Origin of the sequence: Methylobacterium sp. J-026 (assembly GCF_022829585.1) — a bacterium.
Taxonomy (GTDB): Bacteria; Pseudomonadota; Alphaproteobacteria; order Rhizobiales; family Beijerinckiaceae; genus Methylobacterium.
In genome coordinates, this window is record NZ_JAKSYC010000314.1 from 40,054 (window position 1) to 65,581 (window position 25,528).

Below are 25,528 nucleotides of genomic sequence, written 5' to 3' on the forward strand. Positions count from 1 at the left end.
CTTTCGCTGTCCAAACCCCCCGACCGGTCCCGGAGGTGCCGCATCCCGCCGCGCCCCGGAGACCGCCGCCGGAGATCGATGCCGTGCCGTGACACGGCGGCCTCGACTCCCGCATGCGCGAGCGTAAGCCCATAAAGCTCTCCGGGGCCAGAACGGCTCCTTGCCGCGGCGATAGGGTTCATCGCGGCGCCATGACGAGCGCGGCGACAGGGCCGCAGCGCCGGCAGGGCCTACAGGTGACCGGCCAATGCGCCGTCACTAGGGCGGCGACGTTTCATTCGTGTTGCTGGTCTTCCCCGGCGCCGGGGCCCGGGGTCGCGTAGGCCCGCAGGACGGTGTGGAACGCGCCATCCACGGGGGTGACCGGCAGGGCGCGGCGCAGGGTCAGGCCGAGGCCCGCGATCAGCAGGGCCAAGAGGAGGCAGCGCGTCATCGTCCGCATCGTCGCATCCGGGGTCGCCCGGTCCCGGACATGACGAAAGGGCCACCGACCCGCAAGTCGATGGCCCTTCGAGAGGACCGGAGCGGCACCCCGCTGACGGGGCGAGGGGGCAAAGCCCCGCCGGCGTGAGTGCCGCTCCAGCCGTGATGGCAACCTACGATACGAGTGATGAAAGTCAACATTCGTCAGTCGGTTGTTTCGGGCGCGGAACCGGGTCTGTGCGGCCGCGCACATTCCGCACCGGTCCGGAGCCGTGCTACAGGCGGACATGCCCCGACGCCCGCCCCAACTGCGGTCCGCCCCGCATGAACCCGGTCCTCGCCGCGCCGGGGCGACCGCATTCCTCGTCCCCGCGACCCGCGGCCTGGCGGCGACCCCGGTGAGCGCAGTCTGCCGCGACGCGTCCCGACGCCCCTGCTTCGCCGGGCCCGCCGGGACGGATCTCGCCGGGACCGCTGGCGTGAGACGCGCGGGCGCAAGGCCGGCCGGGATCCGGCCGGGGGGGCACGCCGTTGTGGAGGATGTCCTCCCCACGGATCCCGACCATGACTGTCACCCAGGCTTCCCCGGCCGGGCGCTTCGCCCGCGCCGAGACCTTTCCCGGCGGCGAGGCCCGTCCCGGCGGCCGGCCGCAATTCCTGTCGGCGGATCTCGGCCCCGAGGCGAGCCTCGCCCGGCTGGAGACGCTGGCCCACCTGATGGACACGGCCTTCGTGATCCCGGGAATCAACCGGCGGGTCGGGTTCGACGCGCTGATCGGCCTCGTCCCGGTGATCGGCGACGTGGCCGGCATGGTGATCTCCTCCTACATCGTCTACGAGGCCCGGCGCCTCGGGGCGCCGCGCTGGCTGGTGACCCGGATGGGGCTCAACGTCGCCTTCGACGGGCTGATCGGGGCGGTGCCGGTGGCGGGCGACCTGTTCGACGCCGCCTTCAAGGCCAACCGCCGGAACGTGCGCCTGCTGCGCCGCTGGATGGAGCGCAGCGGCGGCCTGCGCCCGGCCGAGATCGACGGCACCGCGACCCGGATCGACGGCTGAACGCCCCCGGGGCGGCCGGGCCCGGAAGCCGCCTGCGCGCCAGCCCCCTGGCGCGGCGGGCGGCGGGGCCGGGATCCCCACCGCCGGTCCGCCGCGGGAGGGTGCTGCGATGAACGAGGTCGCCCGTCCCGGCGAGAGCGAGGTCGTGCCCGCGCCGATGCCCGGCGCCCAGCCGATCGTCCTGCGGCCGGACGAGGGGGCGCCCCCGCCGCCCGTCCCGGCCCAGCGCCGGGGATTGTCGCCGCTCAACCGCCGCCGCCTCGACAATTTCCGCCGCAACCGGCTCGGCTACGGGTCGTTCCTGATCTTCACGATCCTGTTCGTCACCAGCCTCTTTGCCGAGTTCATCGCCAACGACCGGCCGATCCTCCTGTCCTACAAGGGGGATTGGCTGGTGCCGGTGCTGGTCGATTATCCAGAGGAGACGTTCGGGGGCTTCCTCGCCCAGACCGACTACCGTTCCCCCGAGATCCGCCGGGAGATCGCGCAGAACGGCTGGGCGCTCTGGCCGCCGATCCCGTTCTCCTACGACACGATCAACGAGGACCTGCCGACCCCCTCGCCGTCGCCCCCGACCTGGATGCTGTCGGATGCCCAGTGCCGGCCGGTGGCGGAAAAGCTCGGCGGCACGACCTGCGCCGACATCCCCTGGCACTGGCTCGGCACCGACAACACCACCCGGGACGTGCTGGCGCGGGTGATCTACGGGTTCCGCATCTCGGTGCTGTTCGGCCTGATCCTGGCGGCGATCTCCTCGGCCATCGGCGTCGTGGCCGGGGCCGTGCAGGGCTATTTCGGCGGCTGGGTCGACCTCGCCTTCCAGCGCTTCATCGAGGTCTGGGGCGGCATCCCGACCCTCTACCTGATCATCATCATCTCGGCCTTCATCGCCCCCGGCTTCTTCGTGCTGCTCGGGATCATGCTGCTGTTCTCCTGGGTGTCGCTGGTGAGCGTGGTCCGGGCCGAGTTCCTGCGCGCCCGGAACTTCGAATACGTCCGCGCCGCCCGGGCGCTGGGCCTGTCGAATATTCGGATCATGACCGTCCACCTGCTGCCGAACGCCATGGTGGCGACGCTGACCTTCCTGCCGTTCATCCTGAACGGGTCGATCACGACGCTGACCTCCCTGGACTTCCTCGGCTTCGGCCTGCCGCCTGGCTCGCCCTCGCTCGGCGAACTCCTCGCCCAGGGCAAGGACAACCTGACGGCGCCCTGGCTCGGGCTGACCGGCTTCCTGGTCATCGCCGTGATGCTGAGCCTGCTCGTCTTCGCCGGCGAGGCGGTGCGCGACGCGTTCGACCCGCGCAAGACCTTCGCCTGACGGGAACCTGAGGTTTTCAGGCGGCGCCTGAGCCTCCCGAGCCGCGCCGCGGGCCCCGGACATCCGGCCGAGTCGCGAAATCTTGCGCAAACCGTGCGCGAATTTTTCGCAACGCCGACGAACGGGGATGAACCGCCGTCGAGGACGGTCCAAGACGGCCACTCATCTAGGGTGTAAAGGTCTCTGTTCTCTACGAAAACCCGTCTTGCGGATCGGCGCAGCATTCACAGGTCCGGGTGCGGTAAAGAGCTCCGCAAGTGCCCTCCAAATGCCGCCAATGCAACCTGACCCTGTAGCCATCACGGGTTGATGCATACTTAGACTTTTGGCTGATCACAGAGAACGAAGTCGATCGCCTTGCTTTTTTTGGCCGGTGTCTTAACTCGCGAACAGAGGAGACCTCATCAAGCTTCGAAGCAAGGAAAGAGAGAATGTCTGACGCTGCGCCGACATCGCAACTGGATTACATCGAACGGACCGTGGACGTCGTCGCGGCCTACGTCTCCAACAACTCGCTCCCGTCGGCTGAATTGCCGGCGCTGATCGCGAGCATCCACGATGCGCTGAACACCATCGGTTCCGGCCCGTCGGCGCCGGCCACCGAGACTGTCGAGCGGCCGACGCCGGCCCAGATCCGCAAGTCGATCCGCCCCGACGGCCTGGTCAGCTTCATCGACGGCAAGTCGTACAAGACGCTGAAGCGCCACCTGACCAAGCACGGGATGGATCCGCAGAGCTACCGCGAGCGCTACGGTCTGCCGGCCGATTACCCGACCACCTCGGCGAATTACTCCGCGCAGCGCTCGGCCCTCGCCAAGAGCCTGGGCCTCGGTCAGCCCGGTCGCGCCCAGCAGGCCGAGGCCGAGGCCGCTGAGGAGCCGGCTCCGAGCCGCGCCCAGGGTCGCCGCAAGGGGGCTGCCACCGCCGGCAAGGGCCGCAAGGTCGAAGCCGCCTGAACGGACCGGCCTCGACCGACCGGGGACGGTGGCGCACCGTTCCCGGTCAGGGGCATGCGGCCCCGGTCAGGCCGCGAGCCGCCCGTCCAGGGGGAAGACCTTGGCGGGGTTCAGCATCCAGTCCGGATCGAACACCGCCTTGACCCGCATCTGCTGCTCGAGATCGACCTGATCGTACTGGAAGCGCATCAGCTCGCGCTTCTCGATGCCGACCCCGTGCTCGCCGGTCAGGCAGCCGCCGACCTCGACGCAGAGCTTCAGGATCTCGTCGCCCGCCGCCTCGGCCTTCTGCAATTCGCCGGGCTTGTTGATGTCGAACAGGATCAGCGGGTGCAGGTTGCCGTCGCCGGCGTGGAACACGTTGGCGACCCGCAGGCCCTGCTCGGCGCAGATCGTCCCGATCCGCTCCAGCACCGGGCCGAGCTGCCCGGTGGGGATCGTGCCGTCCATGCAGATGTAGTCGGAGATCCGACCCGTGGCGCCGAAGGCCGACTTGCGGCCCTTCCAGATCGCGGCGGATTCCGCCTCCGAGCGCGAGACCCGCAGGCTGGTCGGCCGGAAGTCCCGGGCGATCGCCTCGATCCGCGCCAGCATCCCGTCGCACTCGGCGTCCGAGCCCTCGACCTCGATGATCAGCATCGCCTCGGCGTCGCGGGGATAGCCGGCTTTCGCGAAGTCCTCGGTGATCAGGATCGCCTCGCGGTCCATGTACTCGATCGCCACCGGGATGATGCCGGCCGCGATGATCGCCGCCACGCAGTCGCCCGCATCCTCGACCTTCGAGAAGCCGACCAGCACCGGGCGCGCGCCTTCGGCCGCCCGCAGGATCCGCACCGTCGCCTCGGTGACGATGCCGAGCTGCCCCTCCGAGCCGCAGACGAGGCCGAGCAGGTCGTAGCCGGGGCTGTCGAGGTGCTGGCCGCCGATCTCCACCACGGTGCCGTCGTTGAGCACCAGGGTGACGCCCAGGAGGTTGTTGGTGGTCACGCCGTATTTCAGGCAATGCGCGCCGCCGGAATTCATCGCGATGTTGCCCGCGATGGTGCAGGCGAGCTGGCTCGACGGGTCGGGGGCGTAGAAGAAGCCCTCGTGGGTCACCGCCCCGGAGATCGCCAGGTTGGTGATGCCGCTCTGGACCCGGGCGGTGCGGTTGGCGAAATCGAGGTCGAGCACCTTGGTCATCTTGCCGACGCCCAGGATGATCGCGTCGGCCTGCGCGATGGCGCCCCCGGCCAGCGAGGTGCCGGCGCCGCGCGGGACCACCCGGACGCCGTTGGCGTGGCAATAGGCCATCACGGCGGCCACCTCCGCGGTGGTGGAGGGCAGGACCACGGCGAGCGGCATCTGCCGGTAGGCGGTGAGCCCGTCGGTCTCGAAGGCCCGGCGCTCGTCCTCGCTCACCACCAGCGCCTCCGGCGCCACGAGCGGCGCGAGGCCGGCCAGGATCGCCTCGCGCCGGGCGAGGATGGCGGGATCGGGATCGGGGAAGCGGATGGTCATGGGGCTTAAGCCCTCCTTCGGACCCGCAGCGCGGGCTGGCGTCGGGCCAGCATGGACCCGCGCGGGCGCGGCTTCAACCGGGGCTGCCCCGACCACGCTGCGTCGCTGCGTCGTCCCCGCGTCACATTTCAACCATGACGGCTGCCTAGCGTCGCCGGACCTGCGCCGCGCCGCCGTCCGGCCCGCGGATCCGGCCGGACGGTCCAGAACGGAAACGATGAACGCTCCCGCCTCCAGCGCCCTGCGCGACGATCGCTACGACGCGCCGTCGGCGCACCTCGCCACCACCCGGGACCTCGGGATGCGCAGCCTGCAACTGGGCATCGCCGCCCTTCAGGAGACGAGCGCGGCGTTCCAGGGCCGGCTCGGCGCGGCCTTCGAGGAGGCGGTGCAGACGATCCTGCAGAGCAAGGGCCGGGTCATCGTCAGCGGCATCGGCAAGAGCGGCCATGTCGGGCGCAAGATCGCCGCGACCCTGGCCTCCACCGGCACCCACGCCTTCTTCGTCCATCCCACCGAGGCGAGCCACGGCGACCTCGGGATGATCGCCCGGGACGACGTGATCGTCGCCCTGTCGTGGTCGGGGGAGACCGCCGAGCTGTCCGACCTCGTCGGCTTCAGCCGCCGGTTCTCGATCCCCCTGGTGGCCATCACCCGCAACGGCGAGAGCACGCTCGGCCGCGCCGCCGACGTGCTGCTGGAGCTGCCCCGGGTGCGGGAATCCTGCCCGCACGACCTCGCGCCGACCTCCTCCAGCCTGATCCAGCTGGCGCTCGGCGACGCCCTGGCGGTGGCGCTGCTGGAGCGGCGCGGCTTCACCTCGGCCCGGTTCCACACCCTGCATCCCGGCGGCACGCTCGCCGCCCGGCTCAAGACCGTGCAGCAGGTGATGCACGGCCCCCAGGACATGCCGCTGGTCCACGAGACCGCGCTGATGTCCGAGGTGCTGATCGAGATCGCGGCCCGGCGCTACGGCTGCGTCGGGGTGACCGACGGGGCCGGGCGCCTCGTCGGCATCGTCACGGACGGCGATCTGCGCCGTCACATGGGCCCGGCGCTGCTCGACACGCCGGTCTCGGCGGTGATGACCCGGGATCCGGTCACCGTGGAGCCGCACAAGCTCGCCCAGGCCGCCCTGGAGGTGATGAACCGCCGGCTCATCACCGCGGTCTTCGCCGTCACGGACGGACGGCCCGTGGGCATCGTGCACGTCCACGACCTGCTGCGGGCCGGGATCGCCTGAGCGGCCAGGAGCCGGTCGGCGGCGGGGAAAACCTCTCCCCCTCGCCCGCATCCCCTCAGGGAGGCCGGCAGCCCCGGAAAATCACAGCCGCGCCAGCAGCTCCGCCTTCTTGTCGGAGAATTCCCGCTCCGTGAGCACGCCCCGGGCGTGCAACTCCGCCAGCCGCTCGATCGTCGCCAGCACGTCGGTCGCGGGTGAGGGCGCCGGTGCGGCCGGCGTTTCGGCCGGATCGGCCTGCCGTGGAGCCGCCGTCTCCGCCTCGATCCGGCGCAGGCGGTCGAGGGAGACGGCGCCCCGCGGGCCGGTGAAGTCGAGGCTGCCATTCGCCTGCGACACCCCGGAGATGTGGTGCTCGCCGGTGTCGTAGAGGGCGACGCCGGAGCCCGATTCGACGGCCAGCCGCCGCGTCTCCGGGAAATAGGCGTAGCGCAGCCCGTTCTGCGAGCCGGTGCTGGCCGGGGATCCGAGGCCGGCGGGCCACCACGCGCCGCCGCTCCCATGGGATACGGGTTCCGATCCGGAAAAACCCCCCGCCGGCAGCGCCGACGCCAGCTCGGTGCAGAGGCCGCCGACCCGCGCCTTCAGCGCGTCGTCGAACATCCGGCCGACCATCACCATGCCGCCGGAGAACCATTGGCCCATCCCGCCGAGATCGGGATGGTCGAACTGCGCCATGGTGCCGTGGCCGCGCTCCAGCGCCCGCATGAGGTGGCGCACCGCCTCGAGGCTGACCCCGTGGCGGTCGGCGACGCTCTGCAGCCCCGAGGCGTGGTCGAACCGTCCGTCATCGAGGAACCCGGCGGCCGCTTCGGCCTTGTCGGACGGATCCATGAGCCAGCTCCCGATTCGTCGCAGGGCGGACCGGATCGATCCGGGACCGGCGTTGCGCTGCGGACACAATCCCCGGTCGAAGGCGCCGGTTCCGCGTCGCCTCAACCTGCGGCGGCCGGGAACGGCCCCGCGAGGGTGAAGTCGGTGATCGGCCGGCGGCCGTTCGGCGTCTCGCGGGGCCGCTGCTCCTCGGCGAGTTCCGCCTCGGGTGTCTTGCGCCCCACCGCGAAGGCGGCCTCGATCCGGTGGTTCTCGGGCAGGCGCAGCACCTCCGGGGCCCGGACATGGTCGAACCCGACCATGCCGTGGGCGTGCCAGCCCTGGTGGATCGCCTGGAGCTGGAATGCGAGCGAGGCGCTGCCGGCATCGAAGGAGTGGCTGTAGGACGGTTTCAGCGCGTCGCCGACCTTCATGAGCCCGTTCGAGACCAGGAACAGGATCGCGCCGGTGCCCGAGGCCCAGGTCTGGTTGGCGGACACCAGCAGGCCGAGGAAGGTGTCCCAGTGGGCGTCGCCCCGGAGCGCGTAGAGGAAGCGCCAGGGCTGCGAGTTGTAGGCCGAGGGCGACCAGCGCGCCGCCTCGATCATCCGCATCAGCTCGGATTCGGGCACGGCCTCGCCCGTGAAGGCGCGGGGCGAGTGCCGCGCGACGAAGACCGGATCGATGGCGTGATCGGCGTGGCGGGGCGGGGGCAGGCTCAAGGGATTCGTCTCCGGAATAGCGCGTGTGGCCGAGCTTGCCCGAAACGCCCGCCCGAAGGCAAACCTGACCGGACCTACGCCACGCTGCGCTCGATCTCCTCCTCGTCGCAGATCACGCCGGCATTGCCCTCGAACTCGGCGGCGAGGTCCACGGGGGCGTGGGTCGGGGCCGCGGCGGCGCGGTCGCGGGCGAAGGTCGCCAGGAACAGGCGCATCACGTGGCGCACGCCCGCGTCGTTGATGGTGCGCTGGTCCTCGTTGTAGTAGCGCCCGGCATTCACGTTGCTCGTGACGATGTCGTAGGCGGGGAAATACACCGCCCGCGGATCGCCCCGGCCGACCACCTCGCCGGCCGCCACCCGCAGCACCGACTTGGAGTAGCTGTTCGATTCCATCACGTGCCGGTCCATGTAGGTGGCGATCATCGGCACCGGCGAGACCGTGAAGATCACCCGGGCCTTGGGGTTCACGCTCCAGAGCCGGTCGAGGAACCCGTTGAGGTCGCCCAGCACCTCGCCGGCGCCGGCATTGACGCACTCATACAGATCCGGATCGAAGGTGCCGCCCGCGACCCCGGGGGCCAGCGGCAGGGCGGCACCGTCGGCCCGCCAGCGCCAGCCCTCGGTGAGGCCCAAGGTCAGCACGAACACGTCCAGGGTCTCGAACAGGCGGCGCACCTCGGCCAGATGCGCGTCGCGGGCCGCGATCACCTCGGCCTCGCTGGCGAATCCGGCCGGCTCGACGGTGGGGCGGAACGGATCGACGTAGCGGCCGTCGTCGCGCAGCCACGCCTTCAGCTCCGGCTCGAACCGGCCGTAGGCCCGGTCGAACAGCTGCACGAACTGGCGCGTGTAGTAGAGATTGCCGTACCGGGCCGAGAAGGTGCCGAACTGGCGGGCATTGGCCTCCTCGGCGCTCATCCCGGGGGTCGGCGGCTCGGTCAGGTAGTAGTTGAACCCGGCGCCGCGCACCGCCTCGGCCACCCGTTGCGCGAAGCAGGAGCCGCCGGTGGCGACCTTGTCGGTCGGCGCGATCACGAACGTGTCCTTCGGGTGCGGATTGACCGCGAAGGGCGGCACGTTGGTCACGACCTTGCGCCAGAATCGCTCGGCCGGTAGACCCGTATACGGATTCAACGCCATCCTCGAACCCTCTTCTTCACGACGGCGACCGCCCTCGGGGGCGTCGCGCCGTCCGCGGACACCGGCACGCGACGTGGCCCTGAACGACCTGCCCCGGCGCGCCCGCAGCGCGTTTTCCCTGTCGACGCCCAGTTGGGCGACACCATGGCGGAACCGGTCGCGCGCGGCCACCACCCGCGACGGGCCGTCCATCGCGGTGCTGGGCAATTGCCAGGCCCGGGGGGTCGCCCAGGCGATGCGCCTGCTCGCGCCGAAGAGTCCCGTGCGCTACCTGCCCATGGGCTCGCTGAAGCGCGACCACGGCCATGTCGACGGCCTGATCCGGACGCTGCGCACCCACGACCACGTCTTCTCGCAGACCTTCCCGGCCGGTCTGATCCCGGGGGGCGATGCCGCCACCCTGCGCGCCGCCGACCCCCGTCTCAGGCTGTTTCCGTCGATCGTGTTCTCGGCCTTCCATCCCGACATGATCTATGCCGGCCAGGCCTCGGACCTCGCCGCGCTGAAGCTCGCGCCCTCGCCCCTGGGGCAGTACCACTCGGCGATCGCGCTGACCGCCCACCGGCTCGGCCTCGCCATCGGGCACACCGCCGGCCTGTTCCGCGAGGACGTGTTCCGGCGGCTCGGCTATCTCGACCATTGGGATCCGGCCGTGCGCGAGCTGGTCTCGTCCGCCGAGGCCCTGGGCTTCGGCCTGGAGCGGGAGCTGACCCGCTGGGCGCGCCGCGGCGCCTTCATGCACCTGATGAACCACCCGAAGGTGCACGTCATCGGCGACATCGCCCGCCGCCTGCTCACGGAGAGCGGCCTCACCCCGGAGCCCGTGGCGATCGAGGATTACCTCGGCGACGCGCTGACCCAGGACGTGATCTGGCCGATCTACCCCCCGATCGCCGAGCTGTTCGGGCTGACCGGCTCGTACCTGTTCAAGAGCAAGGCGTTCAAGTCCAAGGTGCTGAGCGACGAGTTCCCGGTGCTCTACGACCTGCCGGGCTTCATCGCGGCGAGCTTTTCCATCTACGACGCGATGCCCGCCGGCGACCTCACCGCGTCGCGGGTCGAATCCTGGCTCGCCGCCCCGGAGATCGCGGCCCTGTTCCGGGCGGGCTGAACCCCCTCAGCCCGCCGCGCTGAGCGGCATCGCCGCGCCGGGGCCCTCGACCATCATCCGGACCAGCCGGTTGACCTCCTGCACCTGGAACGGCTTGCGCAGGAACAGGCTGCCGGGCACGCCGCCGCGCCGGTTCGCATCGGTCGAGGTGTAGACAACCGGCCGGTCGGCGTGGAGCGCCCGGTAGGCGTGCGCCACCGTCCAGCCGTCGATCAGCCCGGGCAGATGGATGTCGGTGAACAGCCAGTCGATCTCGCCGCCCCGGGCCCGCAGGAGCGTCAGCGCCGCCTCGCCGCTCGACGCCTCGATGACCCGGATGCCCTGCGCTTCGCACAGGCTCGCGATGATCTCGAGCAGCAGATAGCTGTCCTCGACGATGAGAACACACGGGGCGGGGCGCATGAACGATATCCGGTGGTCGGCACAACCATTCAAGGATCGATAGGGTTGACGATATCTTAAAGACCGGCCCGGGACGCACCCCTGTGGCATCGCCGCAACCGGCGCGGCGGAAATCGCCTGCTCGGACGGGCCGCCCCGCCGCCGCCGCATTCCGGGTGCGACAGCGCACGCCACCGCCCGGCACGGGCCGTCACCACGGCCCCGCCCCGCGCGGCGGAACCGTCGCTTAACCATCCGCGCCTACGAACGGCATCCAGGACGACGCGGACCCGCCTCGAAGACCCGCAGCCGGCCTTCGGCACCGCTCGAGGAGTTTGAACCCATGCCCCAGCGTTTCCGCGCCGCCGCCCTCGGCCTCGCATCCGTCGCCGCCCGCGGGCTCGGCGCATGCAGCAACGACAAGGACCTCGCCGACGCCTCCGCGTTCGGTGCGGGCGCCGCGACCCCGGGCAGCGCGCAGGACTTCGTCGTCAATATCGGCGACCGGGTCTTCTTCGAGTCGGATTCCACCGACCTGACCCCCACCGCCACCGCGACCCTCGACAAGCAGGCCGCGTGGCTGCAGCGCTACCCGCGCTACACCTTCATCATCGAGGGCCATGCCGACGAGCGCGGCACCCGCGAGTACAACTTCTCCCTGGGCGCCCGCCGGGCCCAGTCGGTCAACGACTACCTCGCCACCCGGGGCATCGCGGCCAACCGGATGCGCACGGTCTCCTACGGCAAGGAGCGGCCGGTGGCGGTGTGCAACGACATCTCCTGCTGGTCGCAGAACCGCCGGGCGGTGATCGTGCTCGACCGCGGCGCCGGGGCGTAGGCGACCGGCGCCGGCCGAAACCTCCGCCCGCGCGGGCGGTGCGGACGCAGGTCCCCGCTCACCGGGTTGAGCGGGCGACCCGCTGGAGCGCGGCGGACGCCGCGGCCAGCGACGCCCCGGCCGCCAGCCAGCGGCGCAACCCGGAGCGTCGCACGGGCGGGGCAGGGTCCGAGGGAGACGCTTCGGGCGGTCGTTGGGGCGGTTCTTGGGGTGGTTCTTGGGGCGGCGCGTATAGCGGGCTGCCCGCGATCTGCCGCGTCTGATCGGCGAGTTCGATCAGCATCCGGTCCATGAGCGCGCGGCGCCGCGCCTGGATCGTCTCCGGATCGACCGCCTCCCGCCCGGGCCGGACCCGGACAAGGAACTCGGTGGCCGGCATCGCGACCAGATTCTCGATTCGCAGATCGAGGAAATCGAGCTGGCAGAGTTCGAGCATCATCAGTTCGAAGCTCGCCGGCACGAACACCCAATTGTGTGCGTCCACGTAATCGGGAATGCCGCGGTAGCGGAGCATCTGCCACGCGATGTCGACGCGGTGGAGGAGTTCGGCGGGCTGGGTGTCGCCCTCGAACCAGCCGGGGCAGCCGCGCTTGGTCGCCATCCGCAGGGCATAGTCGATGTGCGTGCGCACGTCGTGCCGGTCTCGTCTGTCCTCGTAGGCGACGATCGTGTCGGCCGTGGTCGAGGGATTGCGGTAGAAGTCGAAGCACTTGCGCTTGTCGGGGACCGCGAGACGCAGGGTGCCTTCCGGCCGGAGCAGGGTCTGCGCCGCCTGCAGGAACCGGATCACGTCGGTCGTGTGTTCGATGACATGGCTCGCGATGACGGCGTCGAACGTGCCGTGGTGTTCGGCCGGGACGGCGTCGATCATCAATCCGCCCCGCCAGACGAAATCGACCTCCTCGATCTTCGCGGGGTCGACCCAGGGATCGCCCGCATATTTGGCGACCAGATCCGCCCGGGAGGCGTGGTCGAGGCTGAAGCTGTTCCAGCCGGCGCTGCGCGGCACGAGCGGATTGTGGGCCGGACCGATCTCGATAAGCTTACCGGCCTTCGAGAGCCCGTCCAGGAGGTACTGTTCGCGCGGCATCGACGCCGGCGCCGCTTCGGGAGCGTGCTGGCCGTCGCGGTCTGAACCCTGCGCGGCGTGTGGTCCGAGTTGATTCTTCACGATGACGGACTTCACGAAGCAATGCACGGAGATTGCGCCGTAAGCATCGGAGATTGCGTGAAGCTTGCTCAGGTTGTGCGAGTGAAATTGAGATCGTTTTATTTGAAAAATATGCGTATATTCACATGTATGAGCGAAAATACATGCCATTGATCTCGATAAACACTGAACGAGGCGGATGTCTTCCAATCCGGATCGTCGCGGGTCCGGGGCTGCGGCCGGATATGGGACGCTCTCCGCCTCCAGGGTTCCAGGAGCCGGCCCGACCCCGCCGCAGTTTTGCCGCGGACCGGCGCATCTGATAGGGGCTCGCGCCGCCACTGGACCGCAGCCGCCTCATGCCCGCCCGCCTTCGCACCCGCCTCGCGCTCGTCACCGCCCTGGCCACCGCGCTCCTCGGCCATCCGGCCGTGGCGCAGGATGCCTCCGAGCTGGTGGTGCGCCTCGGGCGCATCGAGAACCAGTCCCGGATGATGGCCGGGCAGATCGAGACCCTCCAGTACGAGAACCGCCAGCTCAAGGAGCAGCTGCGCAAGTTCCAGGAGGATGTCGAGTTCCGGCTGAGCGAGGGCAAAGGTGAGGGCAAGGGTGGCGGCAGGCCTGCGCCCGCGGCCGCGCCGCCCGCCGCGGGTCCGGCCGGCGGCGTCAACGGCGTCAATCCGGGCTCCGGACGGCCGGGCAAGCGCGGCGACGCCTTCGACCCCGGGCAGGCCCCCGGGGCGCCGGGCGCGCCGATGCAGCTCGGCAGCACCCAGCCCTCCGCGCCGCTGCCGCCCCGGGAGGCCGTCGAGACGGCCGCGCCCCGGCCGCAGCGCCTGCCCCAAGGGGCGATCAACGGGGCGCTCGACGGGGTGACCGAGGGGGCGACCGAGGACGAGGATGCGGACACCGCCGCCCCCGGCTCCGACGAGCCGGTGGACCTGCGACCGCCGGCCCGGACCGGCGCGATCCCGGCCCGGCCCTCCGAGAGCGAGAGCGTCGCCGCCACCCGGCCCGGCGACCCGGCGGCGGATTACGACGCCGCGGTGGAGCTGCTCCGCGCCAAGCAGTACGAGCAGGCGGAGATGGGCCTGCGCCAGTTCATCCAGTCCCATCCCCGCGACAACCGCGTCGCCGGCGCCACCTACTGGCTCGGGGAGAGCTACCTCGCCCGCGGCCGCAACCGCGAGGCCGCCGAGCAGTTCCTGAAGGTTTCCACCGACTACGCCCGCTCCGCCCAGGCCCCCGACGCCATGCTCAAGCTCGGCGTCACCCTCGCCGCCCTGGGCGCCCGCGAGCAGGCCTGCGCGACCCTGGCCGAGCTCGACCGGAAGTTCCCGAATGCCGGGACGGGCGTCCGCCAGGGCGTGGCGCGCGAGCAGAAGCGCGTCCGCTGCGGCGCTTGAGCGGATCGGACGACCCGGTCCGCGACGCCCTCGCGCCCTGGCTCGACCGCGCCGTGCGCGATGGCTGCGGCCTCCTCCTCGCCGTCTCGGGCGGACCCGATTCGACCAGCCTGATGCACGCCACCGCGCACCTAGCTGCGCACCTGCGTGCGGGGCGCGGCGCCCCGGCCGTGCAGGTCGCCACGGTGGATCACGGCCTGCGCCCGGAGTCCCGCGCGGAGGCCGAGGCGGTCGGCCGCGCGGCCCGGGCCCTCGGCCTGCCGCACGCGATCCTCGCCTGGGCGGGGCCGAAGCCCGGGACCGGCCTGCAGGCGGCGGCCCGGGCCGCCCGCTACGGGCTGCTCACCGCCGAGGCCCGGCGGGTCGGCGCCGGCCTCGTGCTCACCGGCCATACCCGGGACGATCAGGCCGAGACGGTGCTGATGCGCCTCGCCGCCGGCAGCGGCCCCGCGGGGCTCGCCGGCATGCGGGCCGCGCGGGCGCTGGCGCCCGGGATCGGGCTGGGGCGGCCGTTCCTGACCCTGCCGAAATCCGCCCTGGTGGCGTGGTGCGAGGCCCGCGGCATCCCCTACCTGCGCGACCCCGGCAACGCCGACCCGCGCTTCGCCCGCGGGCGCCTGCGCGCGGCCTGGCCGATCCTGGAGCGGGAGGGCCTGACCCCGGCGCGCCTCGCCCGCCTCGCCGCGCGCGCCGCCCGCGACGGGGCCGCGCTGCGAATCGCCGCCGCGCAGGCCCTCGACGCGGTGCGGCTGCCGGAGACCGAGGGACGCATCCGCCTCGACGGGACCGCGCTCGCGGCCCTGCCGGAGGCCGTGGCCCTGCGGTGCGTCGACCTCGCCCTGACCCGGGCGGGCGCGGCGCCCCGCCGCCTCGAACGCCTCGAAGCCCTCGTCCTCGAATCGCTGCTGCCGGCCCTGCGCGGCCGCTCGGCGATCCGGCGCACGCTGGCGGGGATTCTGGTCTCCACCGACGGGGCCGCCACCCTGTGTCTCGCCCCCGCACCCCCGCGCCGGCGGGCGGCGGATCGGGCCCCGGATGCTGCCCTCGCCGCAGGGGCCCCCGAATTACTTGGCAAGGGAGAGCCCCCCGCCTACATTGGCGGGGTGTGCACGGATGGACCGGAACTGCCGAGGGACGCGTCCGTCTTGGGGGTCGCACACGCCAAGGATTGATCGATGAACCCGAATTTTCGCAACTTTGCCTTGTGGGTCGTCATCTTCCTGCTGGTGCTGGCCCTCGTCACCCTGTTCCAAAACCCCGGCCACCGGGGCGGCGGCAGCGAGATCGCCTACAGCCAGCTCCTCAACGACGCCGATTCCGGCAAGATCCAATCGGTGGTGATTTCCGGGCAGGACGTGTCCGGCACCTATGTCGGCGGCGGCAACTTCACGAGCTACGCGCCCAACGACCCGAGCCTGGTCTCCAAGCTCCAGGGCAAGGGCGTGCAGATCACCGCCCGTCCGCCGTCGGACAACACCCCCTGGTTCATCCAGCTGCTCGTGAGCTGGCTCCCGATCCTCGTCTTCATCGGCGCCTGGATCTTCCTGTCGCGCCAGATGCAGTCCGGTGCCGGCCGGGCCATGGGCTTCGGCAAGTCGAAGGCGAAGCTCCTGAACGAGGCCCACGGGCGCGTCTCCTTCGATGACGTCGCCGGCGTCGAGGAGGCCAAGGAAGACCTCCAGGAGATCGTGGAATTCCTCCGCGACCCCCAGAAATTCCAGCGGCTCGGCGGCCGGATCCCCCGCGGCGTGCTGCTCGTCGGCCCGCCCGGCACCGGTAAGACCCTGATCGCCCGGGCGGTTGCGGGCGAGGCCAACGTGCCGTTCTTCACCATCTCGGGCTCCGACTTCGTGGAGATGTTCGTGGGCGTCGGCGCCAGCCGCGTGCGCGACATGTTCGAGCAGGCCAAGAAGAACGCGCCCTGCATCATCTTCATCGACGAGATCGACGCGGTCGGCCGCCATCGCGGCGCTGGGCTCGGCGGCGGCAACGACGAGCGCGAGCAGACCCTGAACCAGCTTCTCGTCGAGATGGACGGGTTCGAGGCCAACGAGGGCGTCATCATCATCGCGGCGACCAACCGCCCCGACGTGCTCGACCCGGCGCTGCTGCGTCCGGGCCGGTTCGACCGCCAGATCATGGTGCCGAACCCGGACGTCACCGGCCGCGAGCGGATCCTGCGGGTCCACGTCCGCAAGGTGCCGCTGGCCCCCGATGTCGACCTCAAGGTGATCGCCCGCGGCACCCCCGGCTTCTCGGGCGCCGACCTGATGAACCTCGTGAACGAATCCGCGCTGCTGGCCGCCCGTCGCGGCAAGCGCATCGTGACGATGCACGAGTTCGAGGACGCCAAGGACAAGGTCATGATGGGCGCCGAGCGGCGCACCCTGGTGATGACCGAGGACGAGAAGCGGCTCACCGCCTATCACGAGGGCGGCCACGCCATCGTGGCGTTCAACGTCCCCGCCACCGACCCGGTGCACAAGGCGACCATCATCCCCCGCGGCCGGGCGCTCGGCATGGTCATGCAGCTGCCCGAGCGCGACAAGCTCTCCATGAGCTTCGAGCAGATGACCTCCCGGCTGGCGATCATGATGGGCGGCCGCATCGCCGAGGAGATGACCTTCGGCCAGGACAAGGTGACCTCGGGCGCGCAGTCGGACATCGAGCAGGCGACCCGTCTCGCCAAGATGATGGTGACCCGCTGGGGCTTCTCCCCCGAGCTCGGCACCGTGGCCTACGGCGAGAACAACGACGAGGTCTTCCTCGGCATGTCGATGGGCCGGCAGCAATCGGTCTCGGAATCGACCGCCCAGAAGATCGACGCCGAGGTCCGCCGCCTAGTCGAGACCGGCCTGGAGGAGGCCCGCCGCATCCTGGCCGAGCACAAGGACGACCTGGAGGCCCTGGCCCAGGGGCTCCTCGAATACGAGACCCTCTCGGGCGAGGAGATCCGCAACCTCCTGAAGGGCCAGCCGCCGATCCGCGACGGCGGCGACGTGCCCCCGACCCCGGCCCGGGGCTCCTCGGTCCCCTCGGCCGGCCGCGGCCGGCCGAAGGAGAGCGACGGCGGTCTCGAACCGCAGCCGCAGGCGTGAGTTCAGGCAACGCAACGAGAAGGGCGCCGCGAGGCGCCCTTTTTTGTTGGGTTCTACGCGCCGGGCCTGTTTCGGGATGCATTGGCTAAGCCGAGCCTCCCGCTGGCCAGCATGACAATCCGCCCCGCCTGTCCGTGAACACCGCGCGAAAGCTCGGCCGGAGGCTCGGATCGGGCGAGCGAATTGGAAAGACCAGGGTTGGATCTCTTCGAGCCACGTCACTGATGCCGTTGTCCGTGTATCTCGTCGTCGGCCTCGGGGCCGCGGTCGCCGGGTTCGTGCAGGGACTGTCGGGCTTCGCCTTCGGCCTCGTGGCCCTGTCGTTCTGGGCTTGGGTGATCGACCCGCAACTGGCCGCGATCCTGGCCGTGGCCGGATCCCTGACCGGGCAGATCGTCGCCGCCGTCACGGTCCGGCGCGGCTTCGACCGGGCCCGCCTCGCCCCGTTCCTGCTGGGCGGGCTGGCCGGGGTCCCCCTGGGGGTGCTCCTGCTGCCGCATCTCAACGCCGATTGGTTCAAGCTGGTGCTGGGCGCCCTGCTGGTCCTGTGGTGCCCGGCCATGCTGCTGGCCAGGGACCTGCCGCGCATCGATGCGGGCGGGCGGCTGGCGGATGCCGCGGTCGGCCTGAGCGGCGGCCTGCTCGGCGGTCTCGGCGGCTTCACCGGCGCGCTGCCGACCCTGTGGTGCGTCCTGCGCGGCTACGAGCGCGACACGCAGCGCGCGATCATCCAGAACTTCAACCTCGCGATGCTGGCCGTCACGATGACCGTTTATCTCGGCTCCGGCCTGGTCACCCGGGCCGCGCTGCCGATGCTGGCCGTGGTGCTGCCCGCCATGCTGATCCCGGTCCTGCTGGGCACCCGGGCCTATGTCGGCCTGAGCGAGACGGGCTTCCGCCGGCTGGTGCTCGGCCTCCTGACCGTCTCGGGGATCACCCTGCTGGCGGCGGCACTGCCGCGGGTGCTGTAGGGCCCGGGCCGGACCGCGCCGCATTTCGACCGCCTTTGTCGCGGAGCACCCGGGTCACCCCGCCGGCGCGAGCCCCCGGCAACTGCCCAATCTGCTAAGTTCTGTCGGGCTAGACTGTCGGTATGTCGGCCGGCGGCGAGCCCGGCACCGGAGATCGTGATGGTGCGCAAGTATTTCGGAACCGACGGCATCCGCGGCCGGGCCAACGGGGTGATCACCCCGGAACTCGCCCTCAAGGTGGGCCAAGCGGCGGGCCTCGTGTTCCAGCGCGGCGACCACCGCCACCGGGTGGTGATCGGCAAGGACACCCGCCTCTCCGGCTACATGATCGAGACCGCCCTGGTGGCGGGCTTCACCTCGGTGGGCATGGACGTGCTGCTGCTCGGGCCGGTGCCGACGCCCGCGGTGGCGATGCTGACCCGGTCCATGCGGGCCGATCTCGGGGTGATGATCTCGGCCTCGCACAACCCGTTCGAGGATAATGGCATCAAGCTGTTCGGCCCCGACGGGTTCAAGCTCAACGACGCGATCGAGCACGAGATCGAGGGGCTGATCGACGCCGACATGCACAAGCGCCTGTCCGCCTCGAACGATCTCGGCCGGGCCAAGCGCATCGAGAGCGTGCATGCCCGCTACATCGAGTTCGCCAAGCGCACCCTGCCGCGGCACGTGACGCTCGACGGGCTGCGCGTGGTGGTCGACTGCGCCAACGGCGCCGCCTATCGGGTCGCCCCCGAGACCCTGTGGGAACTCGGCGCCGAGGTGATCGCCATCGGCACCGAGCCGGACGGGTTCAACATCAACCGCGATGTCGGCTCAACCGCCCCGGCGGCGCTGATCGCGAAGGTGCGCGAGCGCCGGGCCGATATCGGCATCGCGCTGGACGGCGACGCCGACCGGGTGCTGATCGTCGACGAGAAGGGCCACGTGGTCGACGGCGACCAGCTGATGGCGGTGGTGGCGCGGTCCTGGCAGGAGGACGAGCGCCTCACCCAGCCGGGGCTGGTCGCCACGATCATGTCGAATCTCGGCCTGGAGCGCTACCTCGGCGGCCTCGGGCTGACGCTCGCCCGCACCGCGGTGGGCGACCGCTACGTCCTCGAGCACATGCGCGAGCACGGCTACAATCTCGGCGGCGAGCAGTCCGGCCACATCATCATGTCGGACTACACCACCACCGGGGACGGCCTCGTGGCGGCGCTCCAGCTGCTCAGCGTCGTGCAGCGGCAGGAGCGGCCGGTGAGCGAGGTCTGCCACTGTTTCGAGCCGCTGCCGCAGATCCTCAAGAACGTCCGCTACAGGACCGGCGAGCCGCTCCGCCAGGACAGCGTGGTCAGCGCCATCGCGCATGCCCGCCAGCGGCTGGGCAATGGCGGCCGCCTGGTGATCCGCCCCTCCGGCACCGAGCCGGTGATCCGCGTGATGGCCGAGGGCGACGACCGCAGCCTCGTCAACGACGTGGTCGACGAGGTGGTCGACGCCGTCACCCGCGCCGCGGCCTAAAGTTCGGGATTCCAAAGGGCGAGCCCTTTGGCGGGGTTCGGGGGCGGAGCCCCTGATATCTCCACCAGGGCTCCGCCCTGGACCCGCGAAAGGTCTCGACCTTTCGAAACCAGGACCTGGGCGCTCAGTCGTAGGCGGCGCGCAGGTCCGGCGGCGCCGTCATCCGCCACGCCGCCAGGAGGGCGGTGCGAAGCACCTCCTCCTCGCAGGGGTCGAGGTCGAGATTGGTCCAACCGCGCCGGCCCCAGGCCCCGTCGAGGGGCGTGAACAGGTCCGGCTCGGCCGCGCACAGGTCGGCCTGATCCGCGGGGGCGAGCCGCAGCACGACCCGCGCCTCCTCGACCCACAGGGTCGCGAACACCCGGCCGCCGACGCGGAAATCAGGGTTGCCGCTATGGGCGCCCGAGACCGCCTCGGGCAGCATCAGCGCCAGGATGCGCACGTCCTCGGGCAGCATCGGCTCACGCCGCCGCGCCGGGCCGGAACCGGCCACGCGGGGATGCGCGGAGCGGGCGGCTCATGCAGTCTTCCTCACGTACGGTTCGATCCTCGGGGGCGTGGAGACGCTCCGCATTGGACAGGGACCAATATTTGCGGAGCAACGGTTTGCGCAGGCCAGGCGAAAACATGCAAGCCTAAGACTTAACGTTAAGCCGGATTTAAGACGTTGCCCGCATTCTTCACAGGGTAAACCAAGAGCACGCACGCCGAGCGTCGGGCTCACGAATCCAGTAAAGGAATTCTTATGGCCCGCTCCAAGCTCAACGCTTTGGTGCGTAGCCTGACGCTCGCGGCGAGCGTCGGCGCGCCCTGCCTCGCCGTTGCGGCGGATCTGCTGCCTCCGCCCCCGCCGCCGCCCGAACCGATCGAGGTCGGCGGCGGCTGGTACCTGCGCGGCGACGTGGGCGCCAGCGTCTACAACCGCCCGAAATACAGCACGGCCTACGACTACACCGGCTACCCGGACGCCAACCGCTCCTTCGGCAACGAGATCGGCGGCGGCGGCTTCGCGGGCGTCGGCGTCGGCTACCAGTTCACCCCGTTCTTCCGCGGCGACATCACCGGCGAGTACCGCTACGCCACCGGCCTGCGCGGCAGCGAATACTACCGCGGCCCGGATTACGACGACGGCCTCGGCTCCTACGGGGTCAACAAGTCGAGCGGCAACTTCGATTCCGCGGTGGTGCTCGCCAACGCGTATTTCGATCTCGGCACGTGGTACGGCATCACGCCGTTCATCGGCGGCGGCGTCGGCTACGCCTTCAACCACATCTCGTCCTACTCGACCAACCAGCAGTTCACCAGCCCGACCTACGGCTACGATTACGGCAACCCGAACTACGATTGCAGCTGCGGCCAGGCGTCCTACAACTACAAGCCGGTCTACGACTCGAACGGCAACCCGGTCTACAACACCAACAGCGGCAGCAAGTTCTACAAGGACAAGTCCTACGGCAGCTTCGCCTGGGCGCTCCATGCTGGTCTCGCCTACAACGTGACCGACGCGCTGAAGATCGAGCTGGCCTACCGCTACCTGAACCTCGGCAAGGCCGAGACCGGCGCCGGCTACGTGCCGTGCTGCACCGGCAGCCTGCAGGCGATCAAGGTGAAGGACATCGAGGCGCACGACGTGAAGATCGGCCTGCGCTACTACCTCGGCGGCGTCGTGTCGGCCCCCCTGCCGCCGCTGATGCCGGAGCCGGTCCCCGGCCCGCTGGTGCGCAAGTACTGATCGCACCCCGATCTCACCACCGGACGGCGACGGCGCGGATGACCTCCGCGCCGTTTCGCGTTCCGGGGCCGCCGCGCGAGCACCGGATGCAACCGGAGACCTCTTCGATCACGATCGATGTCATCCGAGCGAGGGTCGAAAACAGCGCTTGAGCAGCATTGCGACATGGAAATTCATATCGGGCAACGGATGATTAAGGTTACTCGACTATCACTGAGTCGAGGCTCGATCCGCCGTTCGTCACGTCAGTCCCAGGACGATCCCGATGCGTACCGTCACCTTTCCGCTGCTGGCGGTTCTCGGTCTCTGCGGCGCCAACACCGCCCGGGCCGCCGACCTGGACTACGATTATCTGCGCGGCGCCGAGTACGATCCGGTCCCGGCTTCGGTTCGGGTGATCGACTGGAGCGGCGTGTATGTCGGCGGTCACGGCGGCTACACCTCGGCGACGCTGGGCACCAAGGGTGCGCTGCAGCCCCTGATCTATCGGGACTCGCACGATACGACGGGCGAGTCCGACTTCAGGGCCTCGACCCTCCTCAACCCGTCGTCGAAGCGTGTCGGCGATGTGAGCTTCGGCGCCTTCGCGGGCTACAACGTCCAGTTCGACCAGTTCGTCTTCGGCGTCGAGGCCGATTACACCTATTTCGGCCGGATGGGTGTTTCGAGCGACGGGCTCGGCCGCAGCCAGACCAGTGCCGCCGGCACCTACGAAGTCGTGAGCCTGAACGGGTCCACCGCCACCCGGGTCAACGATTACGGCACGCTGCGCGCGCGGATCGGCTACGCGTTCGAGAACTTCATGCCCTACGTGACCGGCGGCGTGGCGATCGGGCGGGCGCGCATCGCCGATTCGACATCCTACCAGAATTACGGGTTCAACCTGACCGCCTACAACGCCAACTTGGGCGGGACGCCGACCTACGTGAACAATTTCGGCTATACGGCCTTCAACCCCAGCGCGCCCTATAACGGGACACCGTTCACCGCGCTCCAGGCGCAGTCGAAGACCAAGGTCGTCGCCGGCGCGGCGGCGGGGGCCGGCATCGAGTACGCGATCACCCCGAACATCCTGCTCCGCGCCGAATACCAATATGTCCTGTTCAGCGACTTCGACGGGCACAAGGTCAACCTGAACACCGTCCGCGCCGGCGCGGCGATCAAGTTCTGATGCGGCACGGTCCGATATTGCCTGCCGGCGGGAGCCTGTCCATGCGCGTTCGTCGCTGTCTCGCAGTCGCCGCGGCCCTGCTCGCCGCGGGGCCCGTCCTGGCGTCCCCCGCGCCCTGGCCCGGGGACCGGCCCGAGCCGCGCGTCATCCGCCACAGGGGTCTGGTGCGGATCGTCCCGTTCGTCCCGCCGCCCGTGCTGGTGCGGGACTACCTGCCGCGCAACCACAACGTCCCGATGTACAACGCGCCGCCGCGCTCCGCGCCGGCTTGGTGAGGATTCCACCCCATCCGGCCCTGCGCGTCGATCAGGTTCGCGGCCTCCGTGATTGCCGCCGCGTGTCCCGGTAGAGATCGCCGACCCTGCACGAGAGGCCAGCCGACGGGATCTCCAGCGCGTCGTCGGGACCCGTCAAGGCTTGGACCACCGCACGCTGGACGCGAGGTCGCCGCGGTGCCGCGCCCACATACCGTCCTGGTGCGCGCTCTCCGGCTCAGAGATGCCCGTGTGGCGCACCCCGTAAAGACGGACTCGCGGACTGCTCAGTGACTGATCGGCGGCAGGTGTCGGCCTCGTAAGGGCGTGTCGTTCCACCCGGTAAGCACGTCATGTCCAGGGGGGCGCAGCCCCATAAGGGTGTTACGGTCATCTCAGGGGCCTGGACTCGCGACCCTGCAGACCGCTGCATCCGCCCGAGGCCCCCATCCCGATGCCGTAATGGGCTGGGGCGAGAGGACTCCTGTGCGTAGCGACCGACCATCGCCATGGCACGGTCGCCGCACGGTCTCCTGCAGTAAAGGAGGAAGCGGGGCACATCCTGATTGCACAATCACGTAAAACACGTGATTGTGTATCTTGGCCTCAGAGAGGTTCTTCGATGCAAGCCTTTACATCCCTCGATCTGCAGCAGCGGACGGGCGACGTTCAGCGCGCAGCCGCATCGGACGTCGTCGTTATCACCAGCCATGGAAAGCCGCGTTCCGTGATGATGTCGGTCGACGAGTTCGTCCGGCTCAAACGTGCGTCGGGGGAACCGGTGTCATTGCCCAGGAGCCGTCCGGTCGTGCGCCGCGGACTTCCCGTCGATCCACTGGGATACGACACGTCCGACCTACGAGCCTGTGCGCTCGCCATGGCCGACGATGCGTTGAACAACCGTAACCAAGACGCGGTCGAGGCCGAGATCCGCGCCGTGGAGAGGCGTTTCGGGTCTCGTTCATGAGGGTGGGCGCTGAGCATCGTGACGAGCGCATCCCACGCCTCCTCATCCCGGATAACACGCCCCTCTCGCTGTTGGGTTGGATCGGCGGCGATGCCTTGGATTGGTTGTTCGTCGTCGGCGCGGAAGTCTGGGTAACCGACATGGTGAAGGAGGAAGCGTTGCGCGATCCTGATCCCGGGGACGATCCCCGATCAGGACATCGCGCCGGCATCGCGGCATGGTTCGAACGAAACGCGTACCGCATCCATGTTCAGCCGACCGGGGTAGGAACGGCCTATAGGAACGCCATGGACCTCTGGGAGCTCTCGGGCCGGCCGCCGGACAAGAAGCCAGTTTGGAAGGATCTCGGAGAACAGAGCATCCTACAGGTGCTCGATGGAGTGGAAGCCGTCGTCGGGGACGGACAAGCTGTCGTGACCATCGTGGACGACAGGAAAGCGCGGGCGGCTATCCAACTGGTCGAGCATATCGACATTGACCTGATGGGTACGCGGTCCTTCCTGTTGTGGGTCGAGCGGCAATTTGGCGTGAAACAGGCGGCGACCGCTTGGATGACCATCACGATGGCCGCCGCAGGAAACGTCCCGAAAGACGCCGTGGAAGATCCGATCTATGTCAGGTCGCCTTTCTAGAGATCGCCTTGCGGGCCGTGGGCGAGGCCGTTCATGCCAGCAGGGGCACGCTCACGCGAACCGCTGCGGTGCACGGCGTTCGCCAGGCGGTGATCAGGGCCGCAATTGACCGCGTCGAAGCCGCGTTCGGCGGCCAGGCCTTCTCTGCTGTGCGCGTCCGACGGGCAGGCGACCTTTCCGCTGCCGCCCTCACGTTTCAACGGATCGGACACAGCCTGATCCAAGAATGAAAGGCGGTGATGCCGACTGATGCCGGCAAGCCTGGAAAAGAACGCCCTCGGGCGATCAGGAAAACCCGGCCTCCCGAGGGACGTGACGCGCTTATAGCGGTGTTTTACGTGCTTATCGGGTCCACGACAGCCCGGTATGCGATGCGCCGGCCTCAGCTCTCCAGCTCGCTATCCCAGTACAGGTAGTCGAGCCAGGTGTGGTGATACTGCCGGTGGTCGAATTCGGGCTGCCGGTGGTGCAGCTCGTAGCGGGTCGGCCGGCGCGGCTCGGTCATGAGGGGCATGTCCGCCTCGGCCGGGGTCCGGTTGGCCTTGCGCAGGTTGCAGGGCGAGCAGGCCGCCACGACGTTCTCCCAGCTCGACAGGCCGCCCCGGGAGCGCGGCACCACGTGGTCGAAGGTCAGGCCGCCCGCGGGCAGCCGCAGGCCGCAATATTGGCAGCTGAATCCGTCGCGCAGGTAGATGTTGTAGCGGGTGAAGGCCGGGCTGCGGGCGAGGGCCACGTAGTTCTTCAGCGCCACGACGCTGGGCACCCGCAGGGAGCGCGAGGGCGAGCGCGCCTCGACGTCGTAGCTCGCCACCAGGGTGACCCGGTCGAGGAACAGGGCCGTGAAGGCGTCCTTCCAGGACCAGAGGGAGAGCGGATTATAGGAGAGCGGCCGATAATCCGCGTTGAGGACGAGGGTTTGAAGATCCATCATCGGCGCGACTCTTCAGACTGACTCTGACGCGGATAACGCGCGGGACCAGGCCGACGCCGCACGGGCCCGTCCGAACCGGCCCGGGGCCGATGCGGGCCGGGGCGCGGGGCGTCGGCCTGGGGGGAGAGGCGGAGGAACAACAGGGCTGCGGGCCGGCGCGCGGGGGCGCCAGTCGAGGCGGTCAGATCCGGAACGCGGCCGGGCCGG

General features: G+C 70.0%; 26 protein-coding genes. 16 read left to right on the forward strand and 10 right to left on the reverse strand.

Annotated elements, in window-relative coordinates:
- Nucleotides 1-274 precede the first annotated feature (274 nt).
- On the reverse strand, nt 275-433 hold the full coding sequence (locus MKK69_RS26875; RefSeq protein ID WP_243973066.1) for a hypothetical protein: 159 nt from the start codon (nt 431-433) through the stop codon (nt 275-277).
- 554 nt (nt 434-987) lie between these two features.
- Between MKK69_RS26875 and MKK69_RS26880 the strand changes: the two genes are divergently transcribed.
- The 3 genes from MKK69_RS26880 (at nt 988) to MKK69_RS26890 (ending at nt 3,759) form a co-directional block, all read left to right on the forward strand.
- The gene (locus MKK69_RS26880; RefSeq protein ID WP_243973068.1) at nt 988-1,482 is read left to right on the forward strand and encodes a DUF4112 domain-containing protein; all 495 of its coding nucleotides are present in this window, start codon (nt 988-990) and stop codon (nt 1,480-1,482) included.
- Nucleotides 1,483-1,591: 109 nt separating this feature from the next.
- The gene (locus tag MKK69_RS26885) at nt 1,592-2,803 is read left to right on the forward strand and encodes an ABC transporter permease (RefSeq protein ID WP_243973070.1); all 1,212 of its coding nucleotides are present in this window, start codon (nt 1,592-1,594) and stop codon (nt 2,801-2,803) included.
- A gap of 431 nt (nt 2,804-3,234) precedes the next feature.
- A complete protein-coding gene (locus MKK69_RS26890) occupies nt 3,235-3,759 on the forward strand; it encodes a MucR family transcriptional regulator (RefSeq protein WP_243973072.1) in 525 nt (174 codons plus the stop codon).
- Between the two features lie 66 nt (nt 3,760-3,825).
- On the opposite strand, the gene MKK69_RS26895 is transcribed toward MKK69_RS26890, so the two are convergent.
- Nucleotides 3,826-5,259, reverse strand: coding sequence for an FAD-linked oxidase C-terminal domain-containing protein (locus MKK69_RS26895; RefSeq protein ID WP_243973074.1), 1,434 nt, complete (start codon nt 5,257-5,259; stop codon nt 3,826-3,828).
- Nucleotides 5,260-5,476: 217 nt separating this feature from the next.
- On the opposite strand from MKK69_RS26895, the gene MKK69_RS26900 reads away from it, so the two are divergent.
- Nucleotides 5,477-6,502, forward strand: coding sequence for an SIS domain-containing protein (locus MKK69_RS26900; RefSeq protein ID WP_243973076.1), 1,026 nt, complete (start codon nt 5,477-5,479; stop codon nt 6,500-6,502).
- A gap of 81 nt (nt 6,503-6,583) precedes the next feature.
- Here the strand turns inward: MKK69_RS26900 and MKK69_RS26905 are convergent, their stop codons facing one another.
- From MKK69_RS26905 to MKK69_RS26915, 3 genes are all read right to left on the reverse strand, one after another.
- Nucleotides 6,584-7,333, reverse strand: coding sequence for an SHOCT domain-containing protein (locus MKK69_RS26905; RefSeq protein WP_243973078.1), 750 nt, complete (start codon nt 7,331-7,333; stop codon nt 6,584-6,586).
- A 101-nt stretch (nt 7,334-7,434) separates the two neighbouring features.
- Complete coding sequence (locus MKK69_RS26910) at nt 7,435-8,034, reverse strand: nitroreductase family protein (protein WP_243973080.1); 600 nt, start codon at nt 8,032-8,034, stop codon at nt 7,435-7,437.
- A gap of 74 nt (nt 8,035-8,108) precedes the next feature.
- Nucleotides 8,109-9,176 (reverse strand): GSCFA domain-containing protein, encoded by a 1,068-nt coding sequence (locus tag MKK69_RS26915; protein ID WP_243973082.1) that lies wholly within the window; start codon nt 9,174-9,176, stop codon nt 8,109-8,111.
- A 73-nt stretch (nt 9,177-9,249) separates the two neighbouring features.
- On the opposite strand from MKK69_RS26915, the gene MKK69_RS26920 reads away from it, so the two are divergent.
- The gene (locus MKK69_RS26920) at nt 9,250-10,287 is read left to right on the forward strand and encodes a WcbI family polysaccharide biosynthesis putative acetyltransferase (RefSeq protein ID WP_243973084.1); all 1,038 of its coding nucleotides are present in this window, start codon (nt 9,250-9,252) and stop codon (nt 10,285-10,287) included.
- 6 nt (nt 10,288-10,293) lie between these two features.
- Here MKK69_RS26920 and MKK69_RS26925 read toward each other — a convergent pair whose 3' ends face one another.
- Nucleotides 10,294-10,689, reverse strand: a complete 396-nt coding sequence (locus MKK69_RS26925; RefSeq protein ID WP_243973086.1) for a response regulator — start codon at nt 10,687-10,689, stop codon at nt 10,294-10,296.
- Between the two features lie 322 nt (nt 10,690-11,011).
- Here MKK69_RS26925 and pal point away from each other — a divergent pair, with 322 nt between their 5' ends.
- Complete coding sequence (gene pal / locus MKK69_RS26930; protein WP_243973088.1) at nt 11,012-11,506, forward strand: peptidoglycan-associated lipoprotein Pal; 495 nt, start codon at nt 11,012-11,014, stop codon at nt 11,504-11,506.
- Nucleotides 11,507-11,564: 58 nt separating this feature from the next.
- Here the strand turns inward: pal and MKK69_RS26935 are convergent, their stop codons facing one another.
- On the reverse strand, nt 11,565-12,866 hold the full coding sequence (locus tag MKK69_RS26935) for a methyltransferase domain-containing protein (protein WP_243973090.1): 1,302 nt from the start codon (nt 12,864-12,866) through the stop codon (nt 11,565-11,567).
- Between the two features lie 149 nt (nt 12,867-13,015).
- Here MKK69_RS26935 and ybgF point away from each other — a divergent pair, with 149 nt between their 5' ends.
- The 5 genes from ybgF to glmM all read left to right on the forward strand — a co-directional run bounded on the left by ybgF (nt 13,016) and on the right by glmM (nt 19,634).
- Nucleotides 13,016-14,062, forward strand: a complete 1,047-nt coding sequence (ybgF, locus tag MKK69_RS26940; RefSeq protein WP_243973092.1) for a tol-pal system protein YbgF — start codon at nt 13,016-13,018, stop codon at nt 14,060-14,062.
- Nucleotides 14,059-15,234, forward strand: coding sequence for a tRNA lysidine(34) synthetase TilS (gene tilS / locus MKK69_RS26945; protein ID WP_243973093.1), 1,176 nt, complete (start codon nt 14,059-14,061; stop codon nt 15,232-15,234). The genes ybgF and tilS overlap by 4 nt, the downstream gene beginning before the upstream one ends.
- A 3-nt stretch (nt 15,235-15,237) precedes the next feature.
- Entirely contained in the window at nt 15,238-17,160 is a 1,923-nt protein-coding gene (gene ftsH / locus MKK69_RS26950) for an ATP-dependent zinc metalloprotease FtsH (RefSeq protein WP_243973094.1), read from the forward strand.
- Between the two features lie 224 nt (nt 17,161-17,384).
- On the forward strand, nt 17,385-18,131 hold the full coding sequence (locus MKK69_RS26955) for a sulfite exporter TauE/SafE family protein (RefSeq protein ID WP_243973095.1): 747 nt from the start codon (nt 17,385-17,387) through the stop codon (nt 18,129-18,131).
- Nucleotides 18,132-18,293: 162 nt separating this feature from the next.
- Nucleotides 18,294-19,634, forward strand: coding sequence for a phosphoglucosamine mutase (glmM, locus tag MKK69_RS26960; RefSeq protein ID WP_243973125.1), 1,341 nt, complete (start codon nt 18,294-18,296; stop codon nt 19,632-19,634).
- 124 nt (nt 19,635-19,758) lie between these two features.
- On the opposite strand, the gene MKK69_RS26965 is transcribed toward glmM, so the two are convergent.
- Nucleotides 19,759-20,091 carry an MmcQ/YjbR family DNA-binding protein gene (locus MKK69_RS26965; RefSeq protein ID WP_243973127.1) on the reverse strand — a complete coding sequence of 111 codons (333 nt, stop codon included), beginning with the start codon at nt 20,089-20,091 and terminating at the stop codon, nt 19,759-19,761.
- Nucleotides 20,092-20,379: 288 nt separating this feature from the next.
- Between MKK69_RS26965 and MKK69_RS26970 the strand changes: the two genes are divergently transcribed.
- The 5 genes from MKK69_RS26970 (at nt 20,380) to MKK69_RS26990 (ending at nt 24,390) form a co-directional block, all read left to right on the forward strand.
- Entirely contained in the window at nt 20,380-21,366 is a 987-nt protein-coding gene (locus MKK69_RS26970; RefSeq protein ID WP_243973096.1) for an outer membrane protein, read from the forward strand.
- Nucleotides 21,367-21,631: 265 nt separating this feature from the next.
- Complete coding sequence (locus MKK69_RS26975) at nt 21,632-22,537, forward strand: outer membrane protein (RefSeq protein WP_243973097.1); 906 nt, start codon at nt 21,632-21,634, stop codon at nt 22,535-22,537.
- 41 nt (nt 22,538-22,578) lie between these two features.
- Entirely contained in the window at nt 22,579-22,812 is a 234-nt protein-coding gene (locus tag MKK69_RS26980) for a hypothetical protein (protein WP_243973098.1), read from the forward strand.
- Between the two features lie 601 nt (nt 22,813-23,413).
- Nucleotides 23,414-23,758, forward strand: coding sequence for a type II toxin-antitoxin system Phd/YefM family antitoxin (locus MKK69_RS26985; RefSeq protein ID WP_243973100.1), 345 nt, complete (start codon nt 23,414-23,416; stop codon nt 23,756-23,758).
- Between the two features lie 2 nt (nt 23,759-23,760).
- Nucleotides 23,761-24,390: a hypothetical protein gene (locus tag MKK69_RS26990; RefSeq protein WP_243973102.1), complete on the forward strand. Its 630-nt coding sequence runs from the start codon at nt 23,761-23,763 to the stop codon at nt 24,388-24,390.
- Here the strand turns inward: MKK69_RS26990 and MKK69_RS26995 are convergent.
- Both MKK69_RS26995 and MKK69_RS27000 read right to left on the reverse strand, forming a co-directional pair.
- Nucleotides 24,387-24,602, reverse strand: a complete 216-nt coding sequence (locus MKK69_RS26995; protein WP_243973104.1) for a hypothetical protein — start codon at nt 24,600-24,602, stop codon at nt 24,387-24,389. The genes MKK69_RS26990 and MKK69_RS26995 overlap by 4 nt on opposite strands.
- Nucleotides 24,603-24,772: 170 nt before the next feature.
- Nucleotides 24,773-25,321: an HNH endonuclease gene (locus MKK69_RS27000; protein ID WP_243973106.1), complete on the reverse strand. Its 549-nt coding sequence runs from the start codon at nt 25,319-25,321 to the stop codon at nt 24,773-24,775.
- Between the last annotated feature and the right edge of the window lie 207 nt (nt 25,322-25,528).

Coding starts and splice junctions, on each gene's coding strand:
- MKK69_RS26875 (WP_243973066.1), bottom strand. CDS start 433: ATGACGCGCTGCCTCCTCTTGGCCCTGCTGATCGCGGGCCTCGGCCTG.
- MKK69_RS26880 (WP_243973068.1), top strand. CDS start 988: ATGACTGTCACCCAGGCTTCCCCGGCCGGGCGCTTCGCCCGCGCCGAG.
- MKK69_RS26885 (WP_243973070.1), top strand. CDS start 1,592: ATGAACGAGGTCGCCCGTCCCGGCGAGAGCGAGGTCGTGCCCGCGCCG.
- MKK69_RS26890 (WP_243973072.1), top strand. CDS start 3,235: ATGTCTGACGCTGCGCCGACATCGCAACTGGATTACATCGAACGGACC.
- MKK69_RS26895 (WP_243973074.1), bottom strand. CDS start 5,259: ATGACCATCCGCTTCCCCGATCCCGATCCCGCCATCCTCGCCCGGCGC.
- MKK69_RS26900 (WP_243973076.1), top strand. CDS start 5,477: ATGAACGCTCCCGCCTCCAGCGCCCTGCGCGACGATCGCTACGACGCG.
- MKK69_RS26905 (WP_243973078.1), bottom strand. CDS start 7,333: ATGGATCCGTCCGACAAGGCCGAAGCGGCCGCCGGGTTCCTCGATGAC.
- MKK69_RS26915 (WP_243973082.1), bottom strand. CDS start 9,176: ATGGCGTTGAATCCGTATACGGGTCTACCGGCCGAGCGATTCTGGCGC.
- MKK69_RS26925 (WP_243973086.1), bottom strand. CDS start 10,689: ATGCGCCCCGCCCCGTGTGTTCTCATCGTCGAGGACAGCTATCTGCTG.
- pal (WP_243973088.1), top strand. CDS start 11,012: ATGCCCCAGCGTTTCCGCGCCGCCGCCCTCGGCCTCGCATCCGTCGCC.
- ybgF (WP_243973092.1), top strand. CDS start 13,016: ATGCCCGCCCGCCTTCGCACCCGCCTCGCGCTCGTCACCGCCCTGGCC.
- ftsH (WP_243973094.1), top strand. CDS start 15,238: ATGAACCCGAATTTTCGCAACTTTGCCTTGTGGGTCGTCATCTTCCTG.
- MKK69_RS26955 (WP_243973095.1), top strand. CDS start 17,385: ATGCCGTTGTCCGTGTATCTCGTCGTCGGCCTCGGGGCCGCGGTCGCC.
- MKK69_RS26965 (WP_243973127.1), bottom strand. CDS start 20,091: ATGCTGCCCGAGGACGTGCGCATCCTGGCGCTGATGCTGCCCGAGGCG.
- MKK69_RS26970 (WP_243973096.1), top strand. CDS start 20,380: ATGGCCCGCTCCAAGCTCAACGCTTTGGTGCGTAGCCTGACGCTCGCG.
- MKK69_RS26975 (WP_243973097.1), top strand. CDS start 21,632: ATGCGTACCGTCACCTTTCCGCTGCTGGCGGTTCTCGGTCTCTGCGGC.
- MKK69_RS26980 (WP_243973098.1), top strand. CDS start 22,579: ATGCGCGTTCGTCGCTGTCTCGCAGTCGCCGCGGCCCTGCTCGCCGCG.
- MKK69_RS26985 (WP_243973100.1), top strand. CDS start 23,414: ATGCAAGCCTTTACATCCCTCGATCTGCAGCAGCGGACGGGCGACGTT.
- MKK69_RS27000 (WP_243973106.1), bottom strand. CDS start 25,321: ATGATGGATCTTCAAACCCTCGTCCTCAACGCGGATTATCGGCCGCTC.